Below are 26,860 nucleotides of genomic sequence, written 5' to 3'. Positions count from 1 at the left end.
CCGCACCGTGCGCCCCACCGCACCTGGTGACGGACCACCGCCAAGGCGTGACCGCCGTACGCCCTGCCGGACCACCGCCGAACCGTGCGCCCCACCGCACCCCCGGCGGACCACCGCCAAGGCGTGCGGCCGCGCCGCACCTCGCGCGTGGCGTGCGCCGCGGTCAGCCGGGGATGGTGCGCAGCAGCTCCACCAGGTCGCTCTCGTCCGGCAGGTCGGGCCACACGGTGACGCCGTCGGCGGCGTAGAAGAACGCCGCACGGACCCGGTCGACCGGCACGTCGCGCAGCCGGGCGTAGGCCACCCGGTAGGCCGCGAGCTGCAGCGTGCGGATGCGGGCGTCGGCACCGCTCGGGGCGCGCCCGGTCTTCCAGTCGACGATGACGAAACCCGTTGTCGCGTCGTCGATCTCGCGGTCGGGGAAAACCGCGTCGATGCGACCGCGAACGGCAATGCCGTCGATCACGGTCTCGACCGCGACCTCGAGCTCCAGCGGCTGCTGCCCCGCCCACTCCGAGTCGAGGAAGTGCTGCTTCATCGCGGGCAGCTGCTCGTCGGGCGCCGGGTCGTCGTCGGCGGCGCCGGGCAGCTCGGTGATGTCGACGAGCGCGGCCTGCGCGAAGTGCTGCTCGACCCACGCGTGGAACGCCGTGCCCCGCCGGGCCGCGATCGCCGGCGGCGTCGGCATCGGGCGCCGCAGCTGCCGGGCGAAGGCGACCGGGTCCGAGGCCAGCCCGACCACTGCTGACGCCGACAGGTGCCGCGGCACCGTGACGACCGGGTCGCGCGGCGCCTGCTGCTGGGCCCGCTCCGCGAGCAGCACGAAGATCTCGTCGTCGTGCTCGTCGAGCGGCAGCGCGCCCTGGTCGGGGACCGTCTCGAGCGCCGCCCGCACGGCGTCGGCGCCGTCGGCCAGCTGCTCGCGCCGCCGCCCGAGCGGGTCGTGCGGCCACACGGCGGTGGGCAGCTCGGCGAGGGTGGGGTTCTCGGGCTTGACCCCGTCCTCGACGACCGGCGGCTCGACCCAGGTCCCGCGCTCGACGAGCCCGGCGTCGACCAGCTCGGTGAGGAAGCGTGAGGTCACCCGCGGGCTCGTGGTGGTGTCCCAGACCGGCGCGGTGAGCAGCAGCGCGGAGCGCGCCCGGGTGAGCGCGACGTACGCCAGTCGCCGCTCCTCGGCGATCGCCCACTGCCCGCCCTCGGCGAAGAAGGCGCTGATCCGCCCGCGCAGCTCCTTCACGTCGGGGGCGGTGGACCACTCCAGCACCGGCAGGCCCTCGCGGTCGCCGCGCAGGGCGTACGGCAGCTCGCTCACCCCGCTGACCCACGCCTTGTCGTTGAGCGCCCAGGAGGCCGGCTGGCCGGGGCTGCCCTGGCTGCTGATCCGCCACCCCGGCGGGTCGGCGCACCACTGCGATCCGCCGTTGTGCGCGGGGAAGACCGCCTCGCTGAGCCCGGGGACCGCGACGGCGTCCCACTCCAGGCCCTTGGCCGCGTGGACGGTGAGCACCTGCACGGCGTCGTGCTCGACCTCGAGGTAGCCCTGATCGAGGCCGCGCTCCTCGCTCTCGGCAGCGTCGAGCCACTCCAGGAGACCGCCCAGCGTGGGCCGGTCGGCCGAGGCGGCGAAGCCGGCACTGACGTCGGCGAACGCGTCGAGGTGGACGCGCGCGGTGGCCGGGGTGTGCTCGGGGCGGGCGAGCACCTCGATGTCGAGCCCGAGCGCCTGCTCGCCCTCGTGCACCAGCTCGGTGAGCGGCAGCCCGGTCAGCGAGCGCATGCGGCGGATCACGCTGCGCAACCGGCGCAGCCTGCGCAGCGCGGCCTCGCTCACCCGCTCGTCGTCGGGCCCGCGCCAGTCGGCGTCGGGCAGCTCGTCGACGGCTTCGGCCAGCGACGCCTGCTCGCGGCTGTCACCGGCGATGTCGACCTGGCGGCCGGACGTCTCGGGCGCGCCGCGCCGCAGCAGCTCGCGCGACCACGCGGCCAGCCCGTCGAGGTCGGCGGGGCCGAGGCGCACCGCCGGACCCACCAGCAGCCGCATCAACCGGTCGCCGCGCGAGGGGTCCTGGACCACCCACAGCAGGCTCACCAGGTCGTTGACCTCGGGGGTGGTGAGCAGACCACCGATGCCGACGACCTCGACGGGGAGGCCGGCCGCGCTCAGCGCCTCGGCAACCGCCGGGAACTGCGAGCGCTTGCGGCACAGCACCGCGGCGGTCGCCCCGGTGCGGTGCCCCTCGTCGTCGAACCAGCGCCCGCGCACCCACGCGGCCACGGCCCGGGCCTCGTCGGCGGCCGTGAGGTGCCGCTCGGCCAGCACCGCGCCCACCCCGGCACCGGGCCGCGGTCGCAGGGTCGTGACCGGGACCAGGCTGGCGTCGCGCAACGGGCCGGCCGCGTGGTTGGCCGCGTCGAGCACCGCCGCGTCGTTGCGCCAGCTCGTCGACAGCGGCACCACGCGGGCCGGCCCGTCGGCGTCGCGGAACCGGTCGCGGAAGGCCGCCAGCGTGGTCGCGCTGGCGCCCCGCCAGCCGTAGATCGACTGGTGCGGGTCGCCCACCGCGGTCACCGGCACCCGCTCGCCCTCGGCGGCGAACAGCGACTCCAGCAGCACCAGCTGGGCCTCGCTGGTGTCCTGGAACTCGTCGAGCAGCACCGCCCGGAACTGCTGCCGCTCGCGCTGCCCGACGACGGGGAACGCCTGCGCCAGGCGGGCGGCGACGCTCATCTGGTCGGCGAAGTCGAGTGCCGACCGCTCGCGCTTGAGCTCGGCGTAGCGCTGCAGCATCGGCACGACCTGGGTGCGCGACAGCGCGGTGTCGCGCAGCTTCTTGACGTCTTCGCCCAGCGAGCGCAGACCCGCTCCGAACGGCAGCGCGTCGATCGCCTCGACCAGGCGCAGGTCGTGCGCCAGCAGCTCCTCCGGCGTGCGCAGGTGCTCGGCGAGCTGACCCGCGAGGTCGACGACGTCGGCGGTGATCGTGCGCTCGGTGCGCTCGAGCGCGTCGACGGGACCGTCGTACGCCGTCACCACCGCGTGCGCCAGCTGCCAGGAAGCCGCCTCGGACAGCATGCGCGAGTCGGGCTCGACCCCGAGCCGCAGCCCGTGCTCGCGCACGATGCGCCCGGCGTAGGCGTGATAGGTGGACACCGTCGGGCTGTCGCCGAGCCCGGGGGTGCCGTCGTCGTCGACGTGCGGGGTCCACAGCCCCACCCGCTCCAGCCGGCGCAGCCGCCGGCCGATCCGCTCGGCGAGCTCGCCGGCGGCCTTGCGGGTGAAGGTGAGACCGAGCACCTCCTCGGGTCGCACCAGCTCGTTGGCCACCAGCCACACGACCCGGGCCGACATGGTCTCGGTCTTGCCCGACCCGGCCCCCGCCACGACGAGCAGCGGCGCGAGCGGCGCCTCGATCACCGCCCGCTGCTCGGGGGTCGGCCGGTGCTGGCCGAGGGCGTCGGCGATCGCGTCGGCGTCGTGGCGCACCTCGACCGGCGCCTGGTCGGCGACTGCTGCGCTCACTCCGACACCACCCCTCCCTCGGGCTGCAAGGGGCAGCAGCGCTTCACCGGGCACATGCGGCACCGCTCCCCGATCTTGGCGAGCACCGTCGCCCCGGCCATCCCCTCGGCCGCCTCGTCGACCAGCTCGTGCGCCCAGGTCTCCTCGCCCTCGAGCGGCGGCTGCGGCTGGACCGCGAACTTCTTGTTCGCGCGCAGCTGCACCAGGGCCGCGCCGGCGCTGGTGTCACCCTCGGCGAAGGCGCCACCCAGCACGGCCACCTGGTAGGCGCCGAGCTGCGGGTGCTCCGGCAGGTCGTTCTTGGGCACCGGGGTGGAGCTGGTCTTGTAGTCGATCACCCGCAGGCCCTGCTCGCCGTGCTGCTCGAGTCGGTCGACCTCGCCGCCGAGCCGGGCCCGGCCGCGGTCGAGCCGGAACGCGCGCTCGACCCCCACCGGCTCCCACCCGGCCGCCTTGGCCTCGTCGAGGTAGGCGCGCAGCTTGTCGATCATCTGGTGGGCCTGGGCGCGCTTGCGCTCGGACATCCAGGTGTCGCCGAGCCCGAGCCGCACCCACCGCTCGTCGAGCGCGTCGTGCATCGCGTCGGGGTCGGTGTCGCCGAGCTCGGCGGCGATCTCGTGGATGAGCGTGCCCTCGCCCGCGGCACCGACGTCGGGGCCCTCGCCGCCGCGCGTCGTGAGCAACCAGTTGAGCCCGCACGTGCTGAACGCGTCGAGCTTGGAAGGGCTGATGCGCACCCGCTGGTCGGGCCGGCGCAGCGGCCGGTCGTCGGTGAGCTCGGTGAGCGCCCACCACGAGTCGGGGTCGGCCCCGGCGATCCCCTCACGGCTCATCCGGGCCAGGTCGCGGGCGGCACGCTCGCGCTGCTCGGGGTCGTCTCGGGGCTCGTCAGCGAACGGCGCAGGTCGGCGACGGCCGCCGGCAGGGTCATCGGCCGGGGCACGTCGGTGAACGGGCGCAGCAGCTCCAGGTGGTCGTCTGAATCCGCTTGCTGATCAAGGGGATCCACGATGTCGAGATAGACCGACGGCTGCTCGTCCTCGGAGCGCACGGCCGTCACCACCACGCGCTCGCGCGCGCGGGTGAGCGCGACCAGGAACTGCCGGGTCTCGTCGTGACGCACCGCGGCCTGCGCCTCGCGGTAGGTCGAGCCGCGCCCGGTCAGCACGTCGACGAGCTGCTCGGAGCCGAGCAGCGAGCCGCGCAGCCGCAGGTCGGGCCACACGCCGTCCTGCACGCCGGCGACCACCACCGTGTGCCACTCGCGGCCGGCCGCCGCGGCCGGGGTCACGAGCGCCACCTGCTCGTCGTCGGGCGCGCGCGCCACCAGGCTGTCGCCCGGCACGTCCTGGCTGCGCAGGTGCTCGAGGAAGTCGCGCACGCCGTGGGCGGGCAACCGGTCGACGTAGGCCGCCGCCGCACCGAACAGCGCCACCACCGCGTCGAGGTCGCGGTCGGCCCGCTCCCCCGACACCCCACCGGCCAGCGCCCGCTGCTCCCACGGCTCGGCCAGACCACTGGCCTGCCACATCGCCCAGAGCACGGTCTCGGCGGTCGCCCCGGGCTGCGCATAGGCCTCGCGGCCAGCACGTACGACCGTCGCCACCCGGCGCACCGCGCTCGCCTCGGGGCCGAGCAGGCGCAACCGGTCGGGGTCGTCGACCACCGCGGCCGACAGCAGCTCGTCGCTGTTGCGCTCGCCCCCGGCCTCGATCTCGGCCCGGCGCAGCTCGCGCCGCAACCGCCGCAGCGTCACCGCGTCGGCACCGCCCAGCGGCGACGTCAGCAGGTCGACCGCCAGCTCCGCGCTGATCGCTCGCGGCTCCTCCTCCGCCCCGGCGCGCAGGCTCGCCCGGTCGGCATCGTCGCCCGCGACCGAGGCGTCGTCGCCCGCGGCTCGCTCGCCCGAGCCGAGCGCGAGGTCGATGGCGACGTCGAGGCACATCAGCAGCGGGCGCACCGCAGGCTCGTCGCGCAGCGGGACGCTCGCGGGTGGCGTGGCCACCGGCACGCCCGCGGCGGCCAGCGCCCGGCGCAGCGGAGCCGTGCGGCCCCGGCCGCGCACGACCACCGCCAGGTCGGACCAGGCCACGCCGCCGAGCAGGTGCGCGCGGCGCAGCACGCCGGCGACGAACTGGGCCTCCTGCGCCACCGCGCGCAGCAGCGCCACCTCGACCCGGCCGCCCGGCCGCGTGCTCAGCTCGCGGTGCGCTGCGCCCCCGACCGCGCCGATGCGCGTGCTGACCTGCTCGGCGGCCGCGCGCAGCTCGGCGGGCTGCCGGTGGGAGTGGGTGAGCACGAACGGCTCACCCGCACCCCACTCGCTCGCGAGCTGCCCGGCCAGCCGCGGGTCGGCCCCGCGGAAACCCTGCACGGTGCTGTCGGGGTCGGCCAGCAGCCGCACCTGCGTCTGCGGCCCGACGAGCGTGCGCAGCAACCGCGCCGCCGCGAAGGTCAGCTCGTGCGCCTCGTCGACCACGACGAACCGGATCGTGTCGCGCGCCCGGGCGAGGGCCTCGGGGTCGTCCTGCAGCAGCTCGGCGGCGGCGCCCAGGATCCACGCCGGGTCGTACGCCCCCGGCCGGCTCAGCGCCGTCACGCCGTCGTAGTCGGCGAGCACCTGGGCGGCCGCCACCCAGGCCGGACGGTCGAGCTGCTCGCCCAGCTCGCGCAGCCGCGGCGCGTCGAGCCCCCACTCGACCGCGCGCATCAGCAGATCACGCAGCTCGGCCCGAAAACCCCTGGTGCCCAAGGCTTCTCGCAGGTCGACCGGCCACGGTGGAGACGGGGCGTCACCTGCGGCATAACCCGCCAGCAGCTCGCGCAGCACGACGTCCTGCTCGGGGCCGCTGAGCAGCCGCGGCGTCGGGTCGCCGCGCAGCGCTGCCGCCTGGCGCAGCAGCCCGAAGCCCAGCGCCTGGTGCGAGCGCGACAGCGGCTCGCTGGTCGTGCCGGCCAGCCGCGCGGTGACCCGGTCGCGCAGCGCGGCGGCGGCCTGCCGCGTCGGCGACAGCACCAGGCAGTGCTCGGGGGCCACCCCGCGCGCCACCGCGGCGGCCACCATCTCGACCGCCACGAGCGACTTGCCCGTGCCCGGCGCGCCCCGCACCAGCAGCACCGGGTCGGTGGCGTCGACGGCGCGCTGCTGGACCTCGTCCAGCAGCGGTGGGGCGGCTCCGAGCTCGGCCGCGCGACGCATCCTCAGCACGGCGCCATCCCATCACGCAGCACCGACAACGCTCAGTCGCGCGGGGCATCCTCGTGCGGCACGGCCACCGGCGCCTCCAGCGGGTGCCGGGCCAGCGTGAGGTCCACGCGCTCACCGCGCAGCGGCGTGCCCTCGGAGCGGTAGTGCTCCAGCGCGGTCGCCTCGTGGCACTGGGGCGGTCGCCCGTCGGCGCGCAGCACCCGCCACCACGCGACCAGGGACCCGTAGCGCGACATCACCTGGCCGACCTGCCGCGGACCGCACCCGGCGGCCCGCCCCACGTCGCCGTAGCTCACCGCGCGCCCGGGCGGAACCTGGTCGACCACGGCCAGCACCCGGTCGGCCACCTCGGGCAGCTCGCGCACCTGCTGCGCGCCCTCGCCGACGGGTTCGTCCACGGTGTCCCCCACGAGATCAGTACGTCGGCACGGCCGGGTCGACGTCACGCGCCCACGCGAGCACGCCGCCGTCGAGCGAGCGGGCCGCGCGGCCGGTGCCGGCCAGCAGCAGGCGTACGGCCTCCGCGGAGCGGCCCCGGACTTGCAGACCAGGACGAGCGGCCGCTCGTCGTCGGCGAGCAGCGCGAAGGCCGACCCGTCGCGGAACGCCTCGAGCGGCACCGCCTCGCTCCCCGCGATCGCCGCGATGCTGCGCTCGGCCTCGCCCCGCACGTCGACCACCCGCACGGCGTCGTCGCGCAGCAGCGCCGAGACCTCCTGCGCGGAGACGGTGGGTACGTCGTCGGCGGCGACCGCGCACGTCACCTGCTCGGTGCGCGGCGCGCGGATGGTGGGGGCGTCCCCGCAGACCGCGCAGCCCGGGTCGCGGCGCACCGGGACGGCGTCCCAGGTCTGGCGCAGCGCGTCGTGCACCAGCAGCCGCCCGACCAGCGGGTCGCCGACGTCCATGAGCAGCTTCAGCGCCTCGGTGGCCTGCACCGCCCCCACCGTGCCGGCGAGCGCGCCGAGCACCCCGCCCTCGGCGCACGAGGGGACCTGCCCGGCCTCGGGCGGGCGCGGGAAGACGCAGCGGTAGCACGGCCCGTGACCGGCCCACCACACCGCGACCTGCGCGTCGAACCGCAGGATCGAGGCCCACACCAGCGGCACGCCCGCGAGCACGCACGCGTCGTTGACGAGGTAGCGGGTCGCGAAGTTGTCGGTGCCGTCGACGACCAGGTCGGCGCCGGCGACCAGGCCGGCCACGGACTCCTCGGTGATGCGCTCGCGGCGGGGCGACAGACGTACGTCGGGGTTGAGGGCGGCGAGCCGCTCGGCGGCGACCTCGGCCTTGGGGCGGCCGATGTCGTCGGTCGCGAACAGCACCTGCCGCTGCAGGTTGGTGACGTCGACGGTGTCGTCGTCGACGAGGGTCAGCTCGCCGACGCCGGCGGCCGCGAGATAGCTGAGCACCGGGGCGCCGAGCCCGCCGGCGCCCATCACGACGACGCGCGAGGCGGCCAGCCGGCGCTGGCCCGCCGCGCCCACCTCGGGGAGCAGCAGGTGCCGGGCATAACGCGCACTGGTCACCGGCCCATTGTCACCCCGGCAGCGCCCGGTCGAGAACGGATCGCGCTCCGGTGAACTCGTGGGTAACGAATCACCCATAAGATTGCCCGAGCTATACGAGGAGGCAAGCCAGGTGTCTGTTCCCGAGACTCGCGGCCGGTCGGGGCGTCTTCCCCGCTCGGCGCGCCGCGCCCAGCTGATGGAGGCGGCGCAGTCGGTCTTCGTCGAGTCGGGCTATCACGCCACGGCGATGGACGAGATCGCCGAACGCGCCCAGGTCAGCAAGCCGGTGCTGTATCAGCACTTCCCCGGCAAGCTCGACCTGTACCTGGCGCTGCTGGAGACGCACACCTCCGAGCTGCCCTCGCTCGTGCAGGACGCGCTGGACTCCACGACCGACAACTCCGAGCGCGTCGCGGCCGCGGTGGGCGCCTTCTTCGACTTCGTCGAGCGCAAGGACGCCGCCTTCCGGATGGTGTTCGAGTCCGACCTGATCAACGAGCCCGAGGTGGCCCGGCGGGTGCTGCGCGCGTCCGACAAGTGCGCCGAGTCGGTCGCCGCGGTCGTGCAGGAGGACACCGGTCTGCCGCACGAGCAGTCCAAGCTCATCGGGGTCGCGCTGGTCGGCATGTCCCAGGTGGTGGCCCGCTACTGGATCGCCCGCGGCGACGACATCCCGCGCGAGGAGGCCTCGCGCATCGTGTCGACGCTGGGCTGGCGCGGCCTCACCGGCTTCCCCAAGCAGGACGAGAGCGAGACCCCACCGGCCTGACGCGCGGGCGGCTGCCTACGCTGACCGAAACGTCGCCGCACTCGAAAGGAAGGCACCGTGGAGGTTCGTATTGGCGTGCAGAACGTCGCACGAGAGGTGCTCGTCGACACCGACCTGAGCACCGACGAGGTCGAGAAGGCCGTCACCGAGGCACTGGCCTCGGGCGGCCCGCTGACCCTCGCAGACAGCCGCGGCCAGCGTGTGGTCGTGCCCGGCACCGCGATCGGCTACGTCGACATCGCGGGCGAGACGAAGGGCCGCGTGGGTTTCGGCGGCTGACGACAGACGCAGCGCACGACGAACGGCCCGACCCCTCGCGGGGTCGGGCCGTTCGCTTGTCTACGGTCGTACGCCTGCTGCGGCTCAGCGAGCGCGGCCGCTGCCGTCCATGCGGCCGGGCAGCGAGCTGCCGACGCGCTTGGACTGCATGCCGGCGTAGGCGCCCACACCGATCACGGCGAGGACGACGCTGATGATCAGCGGGATCCACTGGATGCCGCCGTCGTCGTTGATGCCCAGCAGCGAGTAGCTGATGAGGCCGCCGAGGAAGGCGGCGACGATGCCGATCAGGATCGTCGCGACGATGCTGATGCCCTGCTTGCCGGGCATGACGAGGCGGGCCAGGGCGCCGACGATGAGGCCGACGACGATCCACCAGATGATCTGAGAAACCATGTGACACAGCTCCTTCGTTGGACCGCGTCCGCGGTCCCGTGTGCGGCCCGTGCGCAGGGGAGGCGCACGGGATCTTTCTGCCTCGACTTTGCCGTTGGTGGGGGCCATTGGCAAGGACACGCGCGGGGATGTCCAGCGATCGCCCGATCTTGTGCCGTAATCGATATACAGCGATACCCGCAGGGGTGTGGCGCCCCCTTCCGAAGCGCTACTCAGTCGCTCCCGCGCGGCGCGGAACGCCTCCCCAGGGGTGGGTCGGGGCCGTCAGGCCTGCAGGCCGAGCGCCTCCATGCGGGCGGTGTGGTTGCCGGTGATCCGGGCGAAGAGCCGGGTGAGCTCGGCGAGGTCGGCGCCGGTGCCGCTGCCGTCGTCGACGAGCAGCCCGGTGATGGCGTCGCGGTCGGCCGCGACCCGCTGAGCCTGGGACAGGGCCTCGCCCATCATCCGGCGCCCGAACAGCGCCAGCCGGCCGGCGACCTTGTCGTCGTCGGCGATCGCCGCGCGCAGCGTGGCGGCGGCGAACTCCACGTGCGACCCCCGGCCGAGCACGTCGGCGACGAGGTCCTGGGTCTGGGGGTCGACGTACTTGGCGATCTCCTTGTAGAAGTCGGCGGCCAGGGCGTTCCCGCTGTAGACCTTCATCAGCCCCTCGAGCCAGCTGCCCGGCTCGGTGCGGCGGTGCCACTCGTCGAAGCTCGCGGCGAACGGCTCCATCGTCTTCTCGGGGCTCGCGCCGAGCTCCTCGATGCGCGCGGTGAGACGTTCGTACTGCGCGAACTCGGTGACCGCGACCTGGGCCAGGCGCATGCGGATCGACATCTCGGGGGCGCCCTCGGCGTCGCGCACGATGGTGAAGAACCCGACCAGCTCGCCGTAGGCCAGCGCCCCCAGCAGGTCCAGGACCCCCTCGCGGAACGCCGGGTCGGACAGGTCGCGCGGGGAGCCCTCAGCCATGGCTCGATGCTAGTCATGCCCGACCCACCCGATACGATGAGCGCGACAACTGGTGCCCGGTCGGCTTGCGACGACTTGACCGAGCCCGCCTCCGCGCGGGCATGGAGAACTCCGATCGGCTCCTGGACCTGAGGGGGCCCGCACGGTCGTGCGCGCGGCCCCGCCGATCGAGAAGAGCACACCCCGTGACCGACCAGAGCATCCCCACCGTCGAGGGCTCCCCCGAGCCGGGCGAGACCACGTTCGCCGACTTCGACGTCAACCCCGACATCGTGCAGGCGCTGCGCGAGTCCGGCATCGTCAACCCGTTCCCCATCCAGGCCATGACGCTGCCCGTGGCGCTCGGCGGCCACGACATCATCGGGCAGGCCAAGACCGGCACCGGCAAGACGCTGGGCTTCGGCGTGCCGATCGTGCACAACGCCGTCACCCCGACCGACCCCGGCTTCTCCGAGCTGCCCTCCCCCGGCGCCCCGCAGGCGCTGGTCGTGGTGCCGACCCGCGAGCTCGCCGTGCAGGTCGCCGGCGACCTGGAGCGCGCCGGCAAGAAGCGTGGCGCCCGGGTGCTCACGGTCTACGGCGGCCGCGCCTACGAGCCGCAGATCGAGGCGCTGCGCCGCGGCGTCGAGGTCGTGGTCGGCACCCCCGGCCGACTGATCGACCTGTCGGCCCAGGGCCACCTGAACCTGTCGTACGTGCGCATCGTGGTGCTCGACGAGGCCGACGAGATGCTCGACCTGGGCTTCCTGCCCGACGTCGAGAAGCTGCTGGCGCAGACGCCGGCCTCGCGCCAGACCATGCTGTGGAGCGCCACCATGCCGGGCGCGGTCGTCGCGCTGGCCCGCCGCTACATGACCCAGCCCACGCACATCCGCGCGATGTCCGAGGAGGGCGAGGACGGCCACACCGTCAAGGCGATCGAGCAGTTCGTCTACCGCGCCCACGCCATGGACAAGGTCGAGATGCTCGCCCGCATCCTGCAGGCCGAGGAGCGCGGGCTGACGATCGTGTTCACCCGCACCAAGCGCACCGCCGCCAAGGTCGCCGACGAGCTGGTCGACCGCGGTTTCGCCGCAGCCGCCATCCACGGCGACCTCGGTCAGGGCGCCCGCGAGCAGGCGCTGCGGGCCTTCCGCACCGGCAAGGTCGACGTGCTGGTCGCCACCGACGTCGCCGCCCGCGGCATCGACGTCGAGAACGTCACCCACGTCATCAACTACCAGTGCCCCGAGGACGAGAAGACCTACGTCCACCGCGTCGGCCGCACCGGTCGCGCCGGCAACACCGGCATCGCCGTGACCTTCGTCGACTGGGACGACATGCCGCGCTGGGGGCTGATCAACAAGGCCCTCGACCTCGGCATCCCCGAGCCGGCCGAGACCTACTCCTCCTCCCCGCACCTGTACGCCGACCTCGACATCCCCGCCGGGGCCAAGGGCACCCTGCCGCGCTCCGAGCGCACCCGCGCCGGGCTGGACAGCGAGGCGATCGAGGACCTGGGCGAGACGGGCAAGTCCCGCGGCGGTTCCGCCGGCCGGGGCGGGCAGCGCGGTGGGGGCCGTGGTGGCTCGCGCGGTGGCGGCCGCTCCCGCGGCGGCCAGCGCGGTGACCAGCGCGAGCCGAAGGCCGCGGGCGAGACCCCGCGCCGCTCGGGCGACGCGCCGCGGCGCCGCCGTCGTCGTACGCGTGGGGGCCAGTCCGGCCAGAGCACCCCGTCGCAGGACTGACCGGGAGCGGCGCGGTGGCCGAGGCAGAGTCACGGTTCAGCCCCGAGTCGGTGGCGATCCTGCGCAACGCCGACCGCCGGCTGCGCTCGGCCGACCGCGGCGACACCACCCGCCGTTATGCCGCGATCAAGGCGGCGCTGGCCGGGCTGGCGCCGCTCGACGCGTTCTACATCGGGCACTTCCGGGGCGAGAGCAGCATCGTGCTGTCCTACATCTTCGACGGCGACCAGCGGCTCGCCTCCGAGATGCTCACCGCCGCGCCGGGCGGCGTCTCGCACTGGGTGCGCTCCTCCGGCAAGCCCTACCTCTACAGCCAGGACGACGGCCGCATGCTGCACCGCGGCGCGCCGCTCGGCGACGCCGAGCAGCTGTCCAACGACGCCGTGTTCACGCCCCTGCTGGACGTCGAGACCGGCGAGCCGGTGGGCATGATCAGCTCGCAGAGCCTGAAGCCGCACACCTTCTCCGAGGAGTTCGTGCGCGCCCAGACCTGGCTGTCGCGCGCGCTGATGGTCTCCCTGCTGCAGGACGAGCAGCTGGGCGGTGAGCTGTACGAGCTCTACCCCGAGCTGGACAGCGAACGGGTGCGCACCGAGGCCGACCTGCTCAACCGCATCGGCGAGCGTCTCGACGTGCTCACCCGCACGCTGCAGGAGCTGCGGCGCAGCGCCGACGACGCCGGCATCGCCACCGTCTCCGGCCAGGCGAAGGAGGCGACCGACCTGTGCGAGCGGGTGCAGACCGAGGTCGCCGAGCTCATCCGCACCTACCAGCCGCCGGTGGTCTCCACCGACCTCACGGCCCGCGAGGTCGAGGTCGCCGTGCTCATCGCGCGCGACGGCTCCAGCAACGCCGAGCTCGCCCGCCGGCTGCACATCTCCGAGAAGACCGTGAAGACCCACGTGGGCAACGTGCTGCGCAAGCTCGGCGTGACCCAGCGGGCCGCGATCGCCTGGACGCTGCCGCCCGAGCTGCTCGGCCGGGTCCCCGAGACCGAGGCCGAGCAGGAGTCCTAGGACCGGTCCCTGTCGGGTCCCTCGGCCAAGGTCGTAGGACCTACGCGAGGGAAAGATCGGCCGTAGTCCCATGGCGAGCGCAGCGCCCGCTCGCGCACCATGGTTACAGGCAAGCGGTCGGGGGCCGCGAGCCGACGTGAACGGCGCAGGGGAAACCGCCGTCACGCGCCACGGGGGCGCCGGTCGACGAGGGGATCGCCGGCGCCACCCACGGCGGAGCTCGAGTCGGCGGCTGCCGGTGAACGACCGCAGGGGGTCGCTCAGCGGCAGCCGCCGACCACGTTCGTACGCCCGAATTCCTAGGGCTTCAATCCGGTCACGACCTGCGCGCGGGCCTAGTCTCGACTTGATCTGATCTAGGCGTTGCACAAAAGTAGGTAGTCGGTCTTCGGCCAGGTCCGGTAGGCCGCACCGTCTGAAGCAGATGACGACCGCACGAAACGACGTACGACGACGAGCGAGGTCGATCCGTGTCAACGACACGAAATGAGCACGAGCGCACCGACGGGTTCTACCCCGACGAGCCCCACGACACCGGGGCGACGGCTGCGCCGCCCGAACCCAGCCACCCGCTGCTCGGCGGCATCCGCGGACCGATCCGCGAGCCGTGGGGCGAGCGCAACAGCAGCGGTGTCGACTGGCTGATCTTCGGCGTCACCTCGGTGCTGGCGCTGGCCTTCGTGGTGTTCGGGTTCTCCGCGCCGCAGCAGCTGAGCGAGACGTCCGGCGACGCCCTCGGCTGGGTCATGAACACGACCGGCTGGCTGTTCGTGACGCTGGCCTCGGCGTTCGTGGTGTTCGCGATCTGGCTGGCCGCGAGCCGCTACGGCAACATCCCGCTCGGCGCCGACCACGAGAAGCCGGAGTTCCGGACGGTCTCGTGGATCGCGATGATGTTCAGCGCCGGCATGGGCATCGGCCTGATGTTCTTCGGTGTCGCCGAGCCGCTGTCGCACTACCTGTCGCCGCCGCCCGGCTCCGGCGCGGAGGCGCAGACCCCGAAGCCACGCAGGTCGCGATGGCCACGACGCTGTTCCACTGGACGCTGCACCCCTGGGCGATCTACGCCGTCGTCGGCATCGCGATCGCCTACGGCACGTTCCGCAAGGGCCGCCGCCAGCTGATCTCGGAGGTCTTCCGGCCGCTGCTCGGCGAGCGGGTCGAGGGCCCCATCGGCAAGATCATCGACATGCTCGCGATCTTCGCGACGCTCTTCGGCTCGGCCGCGTCGCTCGGTCTGGGCGCGCTGCAGATCTCCGCGGGTCTGCAGGCCACCGGCTGGGTCGACACCGTCGGCCAGCTCACCCTCGTCGCGATCATCGGCCTGCTGACCATCGGCTTCGTGCTGAGCGCCGTGTCGGGCGTGGCCCGCGGCATCCAGTGGCTGTCCAACATCAACATGGTGCTGGCCCTGGTGCTGGCCGTGTTCGTGTTCGTGGTCGGCCCGACGATCTTCATCCTCAACCTGCTGCCGACCGCGATCGGGAGCTACTTCGACAACCTGGCCAGCATGGGTGCCCGCACCGACGCCTCGGGCGGCGCCGCGATGCACGACTGGCTCGCCGGCTACACGATCTTCTACTGGGCGTGGTGGGTCAGCTGGACGCCCTTCGTCGGCATGTTCATCGCCCGGATCAGCAAGGGCCGCACCATCCGCCAGTTCGTGACCGGTGTGCTGCTGGTCCCGAGCCTGGTCAGCCTGGTCTGGTTCGCCATCTTCGGTGGCGCCGCGATCTGGCAGCAGAGCCAGACCAAGGACCTCGCGGCGGCCGACGGCTCGGTCAACTCCGACACGGCGCTGTTCCAGGTGCTCGACCACTTCCCGCTCGCCACGGTCGCGGCGGTGCTGGTGATGTTCCTGGTCGCGATCTTCTTCGTGTCCGGTGCCGACGCGGCGTCCATCGTGATGGGCACGCTGTCCGAGCGGGGCGACACCGAGCCCGCCCGCGGCACGGTCATCTTCTGGGGTGTCCTCACCGGTGGCGTGGCCGCGGTCATGCTGCTGGCCGGGTTCGCCGAGGGAGACGCGTCCGCGGCACTCACCTCGCTGCAGAACATCACGATCGTGTCGGCGCTGCCGTTCGTGCTCGTGATGGCCGTGATGTGCTTCGCGCTGGTCAAGGACCTCAACGCCGACCCGATGATGCGCCGCGGCGCCCTGGGTCAGGAGCTGGTCGAGCGCGCGGTCATCGAGGGCGTGACCGAGCACGGCCCCGAGGGTCTGCACCTGGTCACCCGCGCCCGCCGCGCCGTGCGCCGCGAGCGCGTCGACGGCCGGGTCGACCCGCGCGACAACGGCTCGGACGGGCACGACGGGTCGCGGACGAGCGACTTCTAGGGACGCACGATCGAGGTGCCGCTGCTCGCGAGCGCCTCGATCTGCTCCAGCACAGCCGGCTCGGTGAGGTTCTCACCGAGCCGGTTGGGCTTTCCGGTGCCGTGGTAGTCGCTGCTGCCGGTGACGAGCAGGCCGAGCCGGTTCGCCAGGTCGAGGGCGTGCGAGCGCGCCGGCTCGTCGTGGTCACGGTGGTTCGCCTCCAGCCCCGCGAGACCCGCGGCCGCCATCTCCTCCACCACCGGGTCGGCCACCACGCGTCCGCGCTGGGCCGCGAACGGATGGGCCATGACGGCGACGCCGCCCGCTCGGCGCAGCAGGCGTACGGCCTCGACGGGGTGCGGCGCGTAGTGCGGCACGTGGTAGCGCGACCGGGAGTGCAGCAGGTCGGCGAACGCGGCCGACCGGTCGGGCACGACCCCGTTCGCCACGAGGGCGTCGGCGATGTGCGGACGGCCGATCGTGGCGCCCTCGCTGGCCTGAGCGAGCACGTCGTCCCAGGTGATCGGGTAGTCCTGCGCCAGCCGGTCGACCATCGTGCGCGCCCGGCCGACGCGCGACTCGCGCGAGGCATCGAGCTCGGCGAGCAGGGCCGGCTCGGCCGGGTCGAACAGGTAGCCGAGCACGTGCACGCTGATGCCGTCGTCGGTGCGGGTGCTGACCTCGATGCCCGGCACGAGCGCGATGCCGGCCTCGCGGGCGGCGCGCGCGGCCTCGGCCCAGCCCTGGGTGGTGTCGTGATCGGTCAGGGCCACGGCGTCCAGCCCCGCCGCCGCAGCCGCCCGCACGAGATCGCCGGGGCTCTCGGTGCCGTCGCTGGCGAAGCTGTGGGTGTGCAGGTCGATCCGCATTGCCGCAGGGTAGCCGCGGTGTCGCGATGGTCGCGGGGCGACGAAGGTGACAGGGTGTCTCCCGCCCGCACGTTTCCGTCGCAAGGACCCCCAGATGAGCAACCAACCGCCGCAGGACCAGGGCGGCCAGCCCGGTGACCCGAACTACCCCCAGGGCGGGCAGCAGCCCGGTGGGTACGGCAGCCCCCAGGGCGGCTACGGCACCCCGCCGGGCGGCGGCTACGGGAGCCCGCAGGACGGCGGCTACGGGAGCCCGCAGGGCGGCAGCTACGGGAGCCCGCAGGGCGGCAGCTACGGGAGCCCGCAGGGCGGCAGCTACGGCGGACCCGGGCAGCCGACGTACGGCGCCCCCGGGCAGCCGACGTACGGCGCCCCGGGCTACGGCCAGCCCGGTGGCTACCCCGGCCAGCCGGGGTACGGCCAGCCCGGCTACGGCCCGCCGACGAACCCGCAGAACCAGAAGGCGCTGTGGTCGATGATCCTCGGCATCGCGAGCATCCCGCTGATGTTCTGCTGCTACCTCGGGGCACCGATGGCCATCGCCGGGATCGTGCTCAGCTTCATGGGCAAGGGCGAGATCGACCGGTCCAACGGCGTCCAGACCAACCGCACCATGGCGACGGTCGGCCTGGTCACGAGCATCATCGCGCTGGCCACGGCCCTGGCCCTCATCGCCATGGTGGCGAGCGGCCTCGCCGACCCGTCCTTCTTGCAGGAGCTGGAGAACCAGGAGTAGTGACCTCGGCCCAGGCTCCGCGAGCCCGGTGGCCCCGCCTGCTGGCGTGGGCCGCCGGGCTGCTCGGCGCGGCCGCGTTCGTCACCTACCTCTACCGCAACGACCCGCACCAGCCCGGGGCGTACCCCGACTGCTTCCTGCTTTCCACGACCGGCCTGGCCTGCCCGGGATGCGGCGGGACGCGCGCGGCGTACGACCTGCTGCACGGTGACGTGAGCGAGGCGATGCAGGAGCACGCCCTCCTGCTCCCGCTCCTGCTGGTCGTCGGGGTGCTCCTGGTCCGGTCGCTGTGGCGCGGGCGCGACCCGGACGCACGCGGCGGCGGGCTCGCCCCCACCGGGATCGGCATCAGCGTGGCCGTGGCCTTCCTGGTCTTCGGCATCGTGCGCAACCTGCCCGGCCTGGAGGTGCTGCAGCCGCTGTGAGGCGGCCGGCGCCCTGCCCCGCCCCCGGAGGGCGCACATTTTCGACCGCCGAACGGCAGTGTCGCACTGGTACCGGTGTGGCGAACCTGACAAGGTGGCGTGCGACCGCACAATCTTCTTCGTTGGGGGATCCCAGATGAGCAACCAGCCTCCGTATGACCCGCAGGGCGGTCAGCCCGGCGGCCAGAACTACCCGCAGGGTCAGCCCGGCTACGGCGCCCCGCAGGGGCAGCCCGGCTACGGCGCGCCCCAGGGTCAGCCCGGTCACGGCGCCCCGCAGGGCGGCGGCTACCCCGGCGCTCCGCAGGGTGGCTACGGCAGCGCGCCGCAGATGCCCGGTGGCGGCATGGGCGCACCGGTCGACGCGGCCAAGCCGAAGTCGATCGACCTGGCCCAGAAGCTGATGTACGCCGGTGCCGGCTTGGCCGTCGTCAATGCCATCGTCACGCTGCTCACCGCAGACAGCATCAAGGACAAGGTTCGCGACAAGCTCGGCAGTGCGGCCTCCCAGGCCGAGCTGGACAGCGCGTTCAGCAGCTTCAACACCCAGGCCATCGTCGGCGCGGTGATCGGCGTCGTGCTCTGGCTGCTCATGGCTAAGTTCAACGGTGACGGCAAGAAGTGGGCACGCATCGTTGCGACGGTTCTGTTCGTGATCTCCACGCTGAGTCTGCTGTTCAACCTCATGGCGGGCGTAGCGACGGCCCCGATCCTTCTGATCCTCGTGCTCACCTGGCTCGTCGGACTGGGCGCCATCATCTTGCTCTACAAGCCGGAGTCGACGCAGTACTACAACGCCAAGTCCGCTCGTCCGGTCTGAGCCGGCGACGACGTACGGCCGACGAGAGGCCCCGGATCCCCCGCGGATCCGGGGCCTTTCCCGTGCGCGCCGCCGAACGGCGCGGGGCGTCCGCGTGCCGCCGAGGCAGACCCGTCGGCCTGACGTAGCCTCGGGAAGCGTGATCGGCCCGCGTCTGCTTCGTCTGCTCCTGCCTCTCCCGGTGGCCGCCGTGCTCACCTCGTGCGCGGTGTCGGTCGACGAGTCGCAGGTGCCGAGCGACGCGCCGTCGCTGCCGACCACCCTCGAGGTGCCCGGCCCGACCAACCTGCAGACCGACGCCGCCGAGGGGGCCGTCGCCGCCAAGGACAAGTCGTTCGGGGTGGCCGCTCCCGAGGGATGGGCCGACGACACCGGGAAGCAGCCGAGCACCGTGCTGTTCCTGCGCTCCCCCGACCAGGCGGGCAAGATCTATCCCTCGTTCAGCGTCGTGCGCACCTCGCTCAAGGAGCCGCCGCCGCTCGGCGAGCTGGTCGAGCAGGGGATGATCGCCCAGCGGCAGAAGGGCGCCACCGTCACGCGCCTCGCGGACCGGACCATCGGGGGCGTGCCGGCCGCGGGATACCGGATGACCCGCACGACCGAGGAGATCCCGGTCACCCAGACGCAGTACTACCTGGTGCAGAACGGCAGCGTCTTCATCACCACGATGACCTCGGCGTCGAGCAACGCCGGCCCGACCGGCGGGGTGCAGAACGGCATCCTCAACTCCTGGTCGTGGGGAGCGCCGCCCGCCCCCAGCAGCACGCCCGGCAGCACGAGCCCGACGTCGTCCGAGGCAACGTCGTCCGACGCAACGTCCTCGGACAGCGACAAGGACGGGGAGGACGGCGACAGCACGAGCTCGTCGACCTCCAGCGACTCCCCCGCTCCGAGCAGCACCCCAAGCACCTCGACGGACTGAGCCGAGCCGGTCGTACGTCCGCGGCGGGTCTCGTACGCCGCGCGAGTCTCGATACGCCGCGCTCGTCCCTCGCGCGGCTACTCGACCAGCTTGTGTCGCGGGCTACTCGCGCGGGTCGGCGGCGGCGCGGCGCAGGAGCCGGCGCTGCACCCGGTCGGCGCGCAGCCGGCGGATCGGCAGCGACCCCAGCGAGACGCCGGCGGCGATGGCCATCCCGGTCGCGGCAGCGGTGACCAGCGTGGTCGTACCCGCGTCGGCGGCACCACCGGGGTCGACCAGGTCGAGGATGCCGCGGAAGACCGCGAGACCGGGCAGCAGCGGCACGATGCCCGCGGTGCTCAGCGCCAGCGCCGGCACCCGGAACGGGCTGGCGATGGTCTGCGCGAGCGCCCCCACCGCGCAGGCCGCGACCGCGGTCGAGGTGATCGGCGACATGTCGAACAGCTGCATGCCGAGCCGGAACAGCACCCAGCCGAACGCGCCGATCGCCGTGGAGAAGGCGATGCCGCGCATGCCGGTGTAGGACGCGACGGCGTACGCGGCGGCCACCACTCCGGCCGCGACCGTCTCGACGAGCAGGTTGCCGGCGAACCCGATGTTGGGGTTGACGTGCAGCGGCACCCCGAGCCGCTGGCCGATCGCCAGGGTGGCGAGCACCCCGACGGCGATGCCGGAGGACAGGATCAGCACCTCGAAGGCGCGCCCGCCGGCGGTGACGTAGTAGCCGTCGATGGTGTCCTGCGCCGAGCTGACCACGGACAGGCCGGCCAGCAGCACGACCACCCCCGTGGCCACGATGATCGAGGGTGTGAGCGAGACGGGGATGTCGTAGTCGGACCGCGCGGCGACCGCCCACAGCAGCAGCGCGACGACGGTGGGCACGGCCGCGCCGACCGCCTGGGAGAAGAACGCCGGGAGCCCGTGCAGCGACAGGCTCCGCTGCAGCCGGTCGACGAGCGCCGCGGTGCCGGCCGCCAGCAGGATCAGCACGATCCCGCCGCCGAGGAGCGCCGCCACGGCGCCACCCAGCAGCGCCATCGACAGGGTGACCACCGAGCGGCGGTAGGGGTGGTGGGCGGCGACGATCTCGTCGAGCCGCTCCCGCGCGTCGGGCAGGTCGAGGCCCTCCTCGACGATGTCGCGCACCAGCGCCTGCAGCCCCTCCAGCCTGGTGTAGTCGGCGGCCATCGTGGGCACCACGCGCATCACGGTCACCGGGTCGCGGTAGGGCCCGCGGTGGTAGGAGACGGTCAGCGAGGTGTAGGTGACGTCGACGTTGACCGAGCGCACGGTGTACGCCCTCGTCAGGCGCAGGATCGTGCTGGTGACGTCGGACGCCGACGAACCGGTGGCGAGCAGGGTCTCGCCGAGGCGCAGCACCAGGTCGATGACCTCGCGGGCGCGCTGGTCCTCGGGACCGTGCTCGTCGCCGCGCACCCCGATCGCCAGGGTGGGCGGCTTGGTGGCGCGGAGCACGCGACCGGCGCGGTCGCGCAGCTCGCCGGGGGTCGGCGTACGACGAGCGTGGGGAACAGAAGCGGGCACCGGTCAACTGTGCACGGCAGACCGGGTCTTGTTCAACATCGAAATGTCGTCCGTGCAACGATGAACCCGTGAGCGAGAAGCAGCACCAGGCCGAGCACCGCAGCAAGCCGCACACCGCGCAGTTCCGCGACTTCGTCGCGCAGGGCTGGGCCGAGCGCGACCAGACGCCGCCCGAGCGCATCGCTGCCGCCGACGCGACCGCCCGGCGCCGGGCCGAGGTGTCGGCCGCCTTCCCCGGTGAGCGGCTGGTGATCCCCGCCGGCGGGCTCAAGGTGCGCAGCAACGACACCGACTACGTCTTCCGCCCGCACACCGCCTTCGCCTACCTCACCGGGCTCGGCGGCGACCGCGAGCCCGACGCGGTGCTGGTGCTCGAGCCGCTCACCGGCGACGACGGCGAGCCCGCCGGGCACGAGGCGGTCCTGTTCTTCCGCCCGCTCGCGGGCCGCGACACCGAGGAGTTCTTCGGCGACAGCCGCTACGGCGAGTTCTGGGTCGGCGCGCGCCCGACCCTCGCAGACGTCGAGGCCGAGCTGGGTCTCACCGCCCGGCACGTGGACGAGCTGCCCGACGCGGTGGCCAAGGACGCCGGCAGCATCGACCTGCGCGTGGTCGCCGACGCCGACGTCGACGTGCGCGCCCTGGTCGAGCGGGCGCGCAGCGCGCAGGGGCAGACCGACGAGCGCACCGAGAAGCAGCGCGAGCTCGACGCCGAGTTCGCCCGTCAGCTGTCGACCATGCGGATGGTCAAGGACGAGCACGAGATCGGCGAGATGCGCCGCGCGGTCGAGGCCACCGCGCACGGCTTCGAGGCAGTCGTCGCCGACCTGCCCGAGGCCGTCCGCCGCGGCCGCGGCGAGCGCTGGGTCGAGGGCGTCTTCGGGCTGTACGCCCGCCACGAGGGCAACGGCGTGGGCTACGACTCCATCGCGGCCTCGGGCGACCACGCCAACACCCTGCACTGGATCAAGAACACCGGCGACGTCAAGGAGGGCGACCTGCTGCTGCTCGACGCGGGCGTCGAGGTCGACTCGCTCTACACCGCCGACATCACCCGCACCCTCCCGGTCAGCGGGCGCTTCTCGCCGGCGCAGCGCAAGGTCTACGACGCGGTCTTCGCCGCGCAGGAGGCCGGGATCGCCGCGGTGCGGCCGGGCAACAAGTTCTCCGACGTGCACGCCGCCGCGATCCGGGTCATCGCCGAGCACCTGTACGACTGGGGCCTGCTGCCCGACGGCATCGACGTCGAGCAGACCCTCGACAGCGAGACCGGGCAGTACCACCGCCGCTGGATGGTGCACGGCACCAGCCACCACCTGGGGCTGGACGTGCACGACTGCGCGCTCGCCCGGGCCGAGGACTACAAGGACGCCGAGCTGCTGCCGGGGATGATCCTCACCGTCGAGCCGGGGCTGTACTTCAAGGCCGACGACCTGCTGGTGCCGCAGGAGCTGCGCGGCATCGGGGTGCGCATCGAGGACGACGTCCTGGTCACCGAGGACGGCTGCGACAACCTGTCGGGCTTCATGCCGCGGGCCGCCGACGACGTCGAGGCGTGGATCGCCGGCATCTGGTCGGGCGACCGGTCCTGACCGCTCGGTCCTGGGCCGGCCGGTCGTGATCGGCCGGCCCTGACCCGGTTCAGCCGGTCAGCGACGGGCCGCCGTCGATCTGCGCGAGCAGCTCGCGGGCCCGCTCGGCGAACCTGTGCTCGACGAGCACCTCGTACTTGGTCGCCACGACCTGGGTGACCGAGGTGAAGTCGCGGCGGCCGCGGGTGACGGCATAGCCGGCGGCGGCCCAGGCGACACCGAAGAGCAGACCGAACAGCATCGTCGACGCGAGGATCGACAGCACGCTCTCGCTCGTGCCGAACAGCGAGAAGATCAGGCCGACGAACGCACCCAGCCAGACACCGCTGAGGGCGCCGCCGAGCAGGATGCGCCCCCAGGTGAGGCGCCCGGTGACTCGCTCGACCTGCTTGAGCTCAGTGCCCACGATCATGCAGTTCTCGACCGGGAAGTCCTTGTCGGACAGGTGGTCGACGGCTCGCTGGGCTCCGGCGTAGTCGTCGAAGACCCCGAGCGACATGGGGTACTGGAGGGTCAGCAGCTGCTGGCCGGCGCGCGGCGTCATGCCTGGTGTGCTCATCCAGAGAGTGTGGCCCACCGCGGGTGCGGCGGGCCACTCCCCGGTGAACATCGGGCTCAGTAGACGACCACCGTGCGGCCGATGCCGAGGTCGCCGCGGCCCAGGATGAGGTCCTGCGCCCGGGTCGACAGCCGGCAGCAGCCGTGCGAGGCGGGGTAGGGCGGGATGCTCGTCGAGCCGTGCAGCGCGATGCCGCCGTTGAAGAAGACCGGGCGGTACAGCGCGCCGAGGGCGTTGTTGTACCAGCCCGGCACGTAGCGGTAGCACTTGAACGTGCCGCTCGGCGTCTGGCCGTTGTACCACTTGCCCCAGGCGTAGAACGGCTTGTTGGAGCCGGTGCTGGTGTTGAAGCAGAACTGCACCCGGCCGCCGCTCACGACGTAGCACAGCTGGCGGCTCTTCTCGATCTCGATGTGGGAGTAGGACGTGCTGCGCGCGACCGGGCGTCGCCGCAGGTTGACCTTGCCCCAGGTGATGGGCCCGCACACGCCGTCGCGGCTGAGCCGGTGGTACTTCTGGATGGCGTACACGGCCTGCTGGGTCAGGCTCCCGAACGAGCCGTCGACGGAGCCGAGCCAGAAGCCCGCCCCGGAGAGCTTGCTCTGCAGGTCGCGCACGGCCGTCCCGGTCGAGCCCACCCGCAGCACCGGGTAGGTCGCGGCGGGCAGGATGCTGGGCGCCGGCGCGGCCGCGGCGCTCCCCTGACGCGGCGCTCGCCCCTCCGGCGTTCGCCAGCCCGATGACCCCCAGGGCCCCTGCGGCGGCCGCCCCCTGCAGCGCGATGCGCCGGTCGATCACAGTGTTGCTGTTCATTTGTCCGTTCCTTCACGTGTCTCGCCGCTGGGACGGCGCGATGAGCCCCCTGACCCATCTACGGACAAGACGTACGCCAGTCGTGCCCGGTTGCACCAGTTCCCGAGAGAGGTCTCTCGGGGAAGCACGAAGAAGCCCCCTGCCGAGAAGGCAGAGGGCTTGTCTCGTGGTGGTCAGCTCACCGGCTGAGCCACAGCACGCGCCGGGCGCGGTTGCGCATCCGCTCGGTGCGGTAGACGTCCGCGGCGCGGACGATGGCCTGCCCGCCGCGGGTGTACATGGTCGTGTTCACGGTCCCCCTCCTTCGCCTGACCTCGTCGGTGACCTTGCACTACGTACAATAGTTTCGACGTCGAAAAGTTTCCAATCGAACGACGTGATCTCCATCACCCCTCGGCGCACTGCCTAGAGTTGGTCGCGTGACGACGCCCCCCAGCCCGAAGTCCCCCGCCGACGAGACGCCCCCGCCGGTCGGCCGACTCGTCCACGAGGCGCTCAGCAAGAGCAGCGTGCTGTGGGTCGGCGTCACCCCGGACGAGGCCGTCGCCGCGTGGTTCGCCTACCACGACGAGCAGGTCCTGCTCGTGACCGGACCGGGCGAGCAGCCGCTGCCGTTCCTCGGCGACGAAGCGTCGATCGTGCTGCGCGGCAAGGATTCTCGCGCTCGACTCGCCGTGCTGCCGTGCGCCGTGCGCGTGCTGCCCGTCGACGATCGGGCGTGGCCCGAGGCGGCCGCGGCGCTGGCCGCCGAGCGGCTCAACGCCGACATACTGCCCGCCGAGCTGCCCCAGCGGTGGGCCGACACCGGGGTGACCGTGCTGGCCCTGGCACCCGACCTGGAGCGTGCCGACGTGACCGTCGCCGACACCACGGGCGGGCACGCCCCACCCCGAGGGCGCTCGCTAACCTGAGCCCGATGAGCACCCGGGTCTTCGTCTCCAGGCTGGCGGGTCTGCCGGTCTTCGACCCCGTCGGTGACCAGGTGGGCCGCGTCCGCGACGTCGTCGTCACCTTCAGCAGCCCGCAGCGCGTGCGCGCCATCGGGCTGGTCATCGAGGTGCACGGTCGCCGGCGGGTGTTCGTGCCGATGACCCGCGTCACCGCGATCGACGCGGGCGCGGTGATCACCACCGGCCTGGTCAACATGCGCCGCTTCGAGGCGCGCACCGGCGAGAAGCAGGTGGTCGCCAACCTGCTCGACCGCACCGTTCGGGTCGCCAGCCCCGAGGGCGACTACGACGCGATCGTCGAGGACGTCGCGTTCGAGCAGAACGCCCGGCGCGACTGGATGCTCGTCAAGGTGTTCGTCCGGCGCCCCAGCGCCTCCTCGTCGGCGAGCCAGGCGCTGTCCCGGCTGACCCGACGCCGCTCCGGCGCCACGGCGCTGGTGCCGGTCGACGAGGTCAGCGGGCTGCAGGAGCGCTCGAAGGCGCAGAGCGCCGAGCGGCTGCTGGAGACCTACGACGACCTGCGCGTCGCCGACCTGGCCGAGGTCATCCACGACCTGGAGCCGGAGCGTCGCGCCGAGGTCGCGGCGGCGCTCGACGACAACAAGCTCGCCGACGTGCTCGAGGAGCTGCCCGAGGACGACCAGGTCGAGATCATCGCCGGCCTCGCGACCGACCGCGCCGCCGACGTGCTCGAGGCCATGGAGCCCGACGACGCCGCCGACCTGCTCGCCGACCTGCCGCCCGAGCAGGCCGAGGCGCTGCTGCAGCGGATGGAGCCCGACGACGCGGCCGACCTGCGGCGCCTGCTGACGTACGACGAGAACACCGCCGGTGGTCTGATGACCACCGAGCCGGTGCTGCTCGGCCCCGACGCCACCATCGCCGAGGCGCTGGCGATGGTGCGCCGCGAGGAGCTCGCGCCGGCGCTGGCGTCGGCGGTGTTCGTCACCCGGCCGCCGCACGAGACGCCGACCGGCCGCTACATCGGGATGGTGCACACGCAGCGGCTGCTGCGCGAGCCGCCGCACAGCGCGGTCGGCCAGGTCGTCGACAGCTCGGTGGAGCCCATCGACCCCTCGCTGCCGCTGGCCGCGGTGACCCGCACGTTCGCGACCTACAACCTGGTCGCCATGCCCGTGTGCGACGACGCCGGCCGCCTCGTCGGTGTCGTCACGGTCGACGACGTGCTCGACCACGTGCTGCCCGACGACTGGCGCGAGCGCCGTCACGAGCTGCACAGCGGCGAGCAGCCGCGCCCCACCACGATCGGAGGTCGCCGTGGCTGAGCGCGGCACGTCCGACGAGCGCGGCCGCGACCGCGAGACGCGCGAGGGGCAGCGCGCCAAGCGACTGGCCCGGCGCGAGCGTCCGCAGCAGCGGCTCGACCAACCGCTGGAGCGGCGCGGCCGTCTGCTGCCCCGGGTGCCCTGGGACAACGAGCGCTTCGGCGTGTGGAGCGAGCGGTTCGCCCGGTTCATGGGGACCGCCACGTTCCTCATGGGGATGACCATCTTCGTGGTCCTGTGGCTCGGCTGGAACACGTTCATGCCCGAGTCGGCGCAGTTCGACCCGCGAGCGCTGAACTACACCCTGCTCACCCTGCTGCTGTCGCTGCAGGCGTCCTACGCCGCCCCGCTGATCCTGCTCGCGCAGAACCGGCAGGACGACCGCGACCGGGTAGGGCTCGAGCAGGACCGGGCCCGCGACGAGCGGGCCCTCGCCGACACCGAGTTCCTCACCCGCGAGGTGGCGTCGCTTCGCCTGGCGCTGCGCGACACCGCGACCCGCGACTTCGTGCGCTCCGAGCTGCGCTCGCTGCTGGAGGAGCTGGAGGAGCGCGGGACGCTGCGTCCGCAGGAGCCGGACAAGGCCGCCGACGCGCAGCAGTCGCGCCAGGGCTGACCGCTGGTCGAGCCGCACCGGGCTCGA

Annotated in this window: 22 protein-coding genes and 1 pseudogene; 13 read left to right on the top strand and 10 right to left on the bottom strand. The window is 73.2% G+C overall.

The genetic code is table 11. The features are described from left to right. Positions 1-163: 163 nt before the first annotated feature. From QUE40_RS03875 to moeB, 4 genes are read right to left on the bottom strand one after another with little or no spacing between them, the layout of a single operon-like run. Positions 164-3,523, bottom strand: a complete 3,360-nt coding sequence (locus tag QUE40_RS03875) for an ATP-dependent helicase (RefSeq protein WP_289232375.1) — start codon at positions 3,521-3,523, stop codon at positions 164-166. Further along, positions 3,520-4,356 (bottom strand): RecB family exonuclease, encoded by an 837-nt coding sequence (locus QUE40_RS03870; protein ID WP_289232374.1) that lies wholly within the window; start codon positions 4,354-4,356, stop codon positions 3,520-3,522. Before QUE40_RS03870 ends, QUE40_RS03875 begins: the two co-directional genes overlap by 4 nt. Beyond that, positions 4,353-6,722 carry an ATP-dependent helicase gene (locus tag QUE40_RS03865; protein WP_289233004.1) on the bottom strand — a complete coding sequence of 790 codons (2,370 nt, stop codon included), beginning with the start codon at positions 6,720-6,722 and terminating at the stop codon, positions 4,353-4,355. Before QUE40_RS03865 ends, QUE40_RS03870 begins: the two co-directional genes overlap by 4 nt. A 41-nt stretch (positions 6,723-6,763) precedes the next feature. After that, positions 6,764-8,260, bottom strand: coding sequence for a molybdopterin-synthase adenylyltransferase MoeB (gene moeB, locus QUE40_RS03855; RefSeq protein WP_350227065.1), 1,497 nt, complete (start codon positions 8,258-8,260; stop codon positions 6,764-6,766). Between the two features lie 178 nt (positions 8,261-8,438). Between moeB and QUE40_RS03850 the strand changes: the two genes are divergently transcribed. Both QUE40_RS03850 and QUE40_RS03845 read left to right on the top strand, forming a co-directional pair. Continuing rightward, positions 8,439-9,011, top strand: coding sequence for a TetR/AcrR family transcriptional regulator (locus QUE40_RS03850; RefSeq protein ID WP_142007373.1), 573 nt, complete (start codon positions 8,439-8,441; stop codon positions 9,009-9,011). Between the two features lie 57 nt (positions 9,012-9,068). Next, positions 9,069-9,290, top strand: a complete 222-nt coding sequence (locus QUE40_RS03845; protein ID WP_142004492.1) for a DUF3107 domain-containing protein — start codon at positions 9,069-9,071, stop codon at positions 9,288-9,290. 84 nt (positions 9,291-9,374) lie between these two features. Here QUE40_RS03845 and QUE40_RS03840 read toward each other — a convergent pair whose 3' ends face one another. Then, the gene (locus QUE40_RS03840) at positions 9,375-9,686 is read right to left on the bottom strand and encodes a GlsB/YeaQ/YmgE family stress response membrane protein (protein WP_142004491.1); all 312 of its coding nucleotides are present in this window, start codon (positions 9,684-9,686) and stop codon (positions 9,375-9,377) included. 264 nt (positions 9,687-9,950) lie between these two features. After that, a complete protein-coding gene (locus QUE40_RS03835) occupies positions 9,951-10,640 on the bottom strand; it encodes a ferritin-like fold-containing protein (RefSeq protein WP_142004490.1) in 690 nt (229 codons plus the stop codon). A gap of 185 nt (positions 10,641-10,825) precedes the next feature. Between QUE40_RS03835 and QUE40_RS03830 the strand changes: the two genes are divergently transcribed. The 3 genes and pseudogenes from QUE40_RS03830 (at position 10,826) to QUE40_RS03820 (ending at position 15,721) form a co-directional block, all read left to right on the top strand. Next, positions 10,826-12,367 (top strand): DEAD/DEAH box helicase, encoded by a 1,542-nt coding sequence (locus tag QUE40_RS03830; protein WP_289232373.1) that lies wholly within the window; start codon positions 10,826-10,828, stop codon positions 12,365-12,367. A 14-nt stretch (positions 12,368-12,381) separates the two neighbouring features. Then, a complete protein-coding gene (locus QUE40_RS03825; protein ID WP_276488534.1) occupies positions 12,382-13,383 on the top strand; it encodes a helix-turn-helix transcriptional regulator in 1,002 nt (333 codons plus the stop codon). 470 nt (positions 13,384-13,853) lie between these two features. After that, a pseudogene (locus tag QUE40_RS03820) lies at positions 13,854-15,721 on the top strand (BCCT family transporter). Here the strand turns inward: QUE40_RS03820 and QUE40_RS03815 are convergent. After that, positions 15,718-16,569: a PHP domain-containing protein gene (locus tag QUE40_RS03815; RefSeq protein WP_289232372.1), complete on the bottom strand. Its 852-nt coding sequence runs from the start codon at positions 16,567-16,569 to the stop codon at positions 15,718-15,720. The pseudogene QUE40_RS03820 and the gene QUE40_RS03815 overlap by 4 nt on opposite strands. A gap of 94 nt (positions 16,570-16,663) precedes the next feature. Here QUE40_RS03815 and QUE40_RS03810 point away from each other — a divergent pair, with 94 nt between their 5' ends. From QUE40_RS03810 to QUE40_RS03795, 4 genes are all read left to right on the top strand, one after another. Next, positions 16,664-17,305, top strand: a complete 642-nt coding sequence (locus QUE40_RS03810) for a DUF4190 domain-containing protein (RefSeq protein ID WP_289232371.1) — start codon at positions 16,664-16,666, stop codon at positions 17,303-17,305. Further along, complete coding sequence (locus QUE40_RS03805) at positions 17,305-17,730, top strand: DUF2752 domain-containing protein (RefSeq protein WP_289232370.1); 426 nt, start codon at positions 17,305-17,307, stop codon at positions 17,728-17,730. Before QUE40_RS03810 ends, QUE40_RS03805 begins: the two co-directional genes overlap by 1 nt. Before the next feature lie 136 nt (positions 17,731-17,866). Continuing rightward, complete coding sequence (locus tag QUE40_RS03800; protein WP_289232369.1) at positions 17,867-18,550, top strand: hypothetical protein; 684 nt, start codon at positions 17,867-17,869, stop codon at positions 18,548-18,550. A 139-nt stretch (positions 18,551-18,689) separates the two neighbouring features. After that, positions 18,690-19,472 (top strand): DcrB/PsbP domain-containing protein, encoded by a 783-nt coding sequence (locus QUE40_RS03795; protein WP_289232368.1) that lies wholly within the window; start codon positions 18,690-18,692, stop codon positions 19,470-19,472. A gap of 102 nt (positions 19,473-19,574) precedes the next feature. Here the strand turns inward: QUE40_RS03795 and QUE40_RS03790 are convergent, their stop codons facing one another. Beyond that, positions 19,575-21,017 (bottom strand): threonine/serine exporter family protein, encoded by a 1,443-nt coding sequence (locus tag QUE40_RS03790; RefSeq protein ID WP_142004483.1) that lies wholly within the window; start codon positions 21,015-21,017, stop codon positions 19,575-19,577. A 68-nt stretch (positions 21,018-21,085) separates the two neighbouring features. Here QUE40_RS03790 and QUE40_RS03785 point away from each other — a divergent pair, with 68 nt between their 5' ends. Further along, positions 21,086-22,609 carry an aminopeptidase P family protein gene (locus QUE40_RS03785; RefSeq protein WP_289232367.1) on the top strand — a complete coding sequence of 508 codons (1,524 nt, stop codon included), beginning with the start codon at positions 21,086-21,088 and terminating at the stop codon, positions 22,607-22,609. Between the two features lie 49 nt (positions 22,610-22,658). Here the strand turns inward: QUE40_RS03785 and QUE40_RS03780 are convergent, their stop codons facing one another. Both QUE40_RS03780 and QUE40_RS03775 read right to left on the bottom strand, forming a co-directional pair. Continuing rightward, on the bottom strand, positions 22,659-23,168 hold the full coding sequence (locus QUE40_RS03780; protein WP_289232366.1) for a YflT domain-containing protein: 510 nt from the start codon (positions 23,166-23,168) through the stop codon (positions 22,659-22,661). A 56-nt stretch (positions 23,169-23,224) separates the two neighbouring features. After that, positions 23,225-23,806, bottom strand: coding sequence for a L,D-transpeptidase family protein (locus tag QUE40_RS03775; RefSeq protein ID WP_289232365.1), 582 nt, complete (start codon positions 23,804-23,806; stop codon positions 23,225-23,227). 594 nt (positions 23,807-24,400) lie between these two features. Here QUE40_RS03775 and QUE40_RS03770 point away from each other — a divergent pair. From QUE40_RS03770 to QUE40_RS03760, 3 genes are read left to right on the top strand one after another with little or no spacing between them, the layout of a single operon-like run. Then, positions 24,401-24,892 carry a hypothetical protein gene (locus QUE40_RS03770; protein ID WP_289232364.1) on the top strand — a complete coding sequence of 164 codons (492 nt, stop codon included), beginning with the start codon at positions 24,401-24,403 and terminating at the stop codon, positions 24,890-24,892. Positions 24,893-24,897: 5 nt separating this feature from the next. Next, the gene (locus QUE40_RS03765) at positions 24,898-26,217 is read left to right on the top strand and encodes a magnesium transporter MgtE N-terminal domain-containing protein (RefSeq protein ID WP_142004479.1); all 1,320 of its coding nucleotides are present in this window, start codon (positions 24,898-24,900) and stop codon (positions 26,215-26,217) included. Further along, positions 26,210-26,833: a DUF1003 domain-containing protein gene (locus QUE40_RS03760; protein WP_142004478.1), complete on the top strand. Its 624-nt coding sequence runs from the start codon at positions 26,210-26,212 to the stop codon at positions 26,831-26,833. Before QUE40_RS03765 ends, QUE40_RS03760 begins: the two co-directional genes overlap by 8 nt. The last annotated feature ends 27 nt before the right edge of the window (positions 26,834-26,860 follow it).

It is taken from the genome of Barrientosiimonas endolithica, assembly GCF_030296655.1.
In the GTDB taxonomy this organism is placed as follows: domain Bacteria; phylum Actinomycetota; class Actinomycetes; order Actinomycetales; family Dermatophilaceae; genus Barrientosiimonas; species Barrientosiimonas humi.
The sequence above is the reverse complement of the archived record's forward strand: the minus strand, read 5'-3'. Positions and strand labels throughout refer to the sequence as shown.

Coding starts and splice junctions, on each gene's coding strand:
- QUE40_RS03800 (WP_289232369.1), top strand. CDS start 17,867: ATGAGCAACCAGCCTCCGTATGACCCGCAGGGCGGTCAGCCCGGCGGC.
- QUE40_RS03870 (WP_289232374.1), bottom strand. CDS start 4,356: ATGAGCCGTGAGGGGATCGCCGGGGCCGACCCCGACTCGTGGTGGGCG.
- QUE40_RS03765 (WP_142004479.1), top strand. CDS start 24,898: ATGAGCACCCGGGTCTTCGTCTCCAGGCTGGCGGGTCTGCCGGTCTTC.
- QUE40_RS03865 (WP_289233004.1), bottom strand. CDS start 6,722: ATGCGTCGCGCGGCCGAGCTCGGAGCCGCCCCACCGCTGCTGGACGAG.
- QUE40_RS03850 (WP_142007373.1), top strand. CDS start 8,439: ATGGAGGCGGCGCAGTCGGTCTTCGTCGAGTCGGGCTATCACGCCACG.
- QUE40_RS03815 (WP_289232372.1), bottom strand. CDS start 16,569: ATGCGGATCGACCTGCACACCCACAGCTTCGCCAGCGACGGCACCGAG.
- QUE40_RS03835 (WP_142004490.1), bottom strand. CDS start 10,640: ATGGCTGAGGGCTCCCCGCGCGACCTGTCCGACCCGGCGTTCCGCGAG.
- QUE40_RS03810 (WP_289232371.1), top strand. CDS start 16,664: ATGAGCAACCAACCGCCGCAGGACCAGGGCGGCCAGCCCGGTGACCCG.
- QUE40_RS03840 (WP_142004491.1), bottom strand. CDS start 9,686: ATGGTTTCTCAGATCATCTGGTGGATCGTCGTCGGCCTCATCGTCGGC.
- QUE40_RS03780 (WP_289232366.1), bottom strand. CDS start 23,168: ATGAGCACACCAGGCATGACGCCGCGCGCCGGCCAGCAGCTGCTGACC.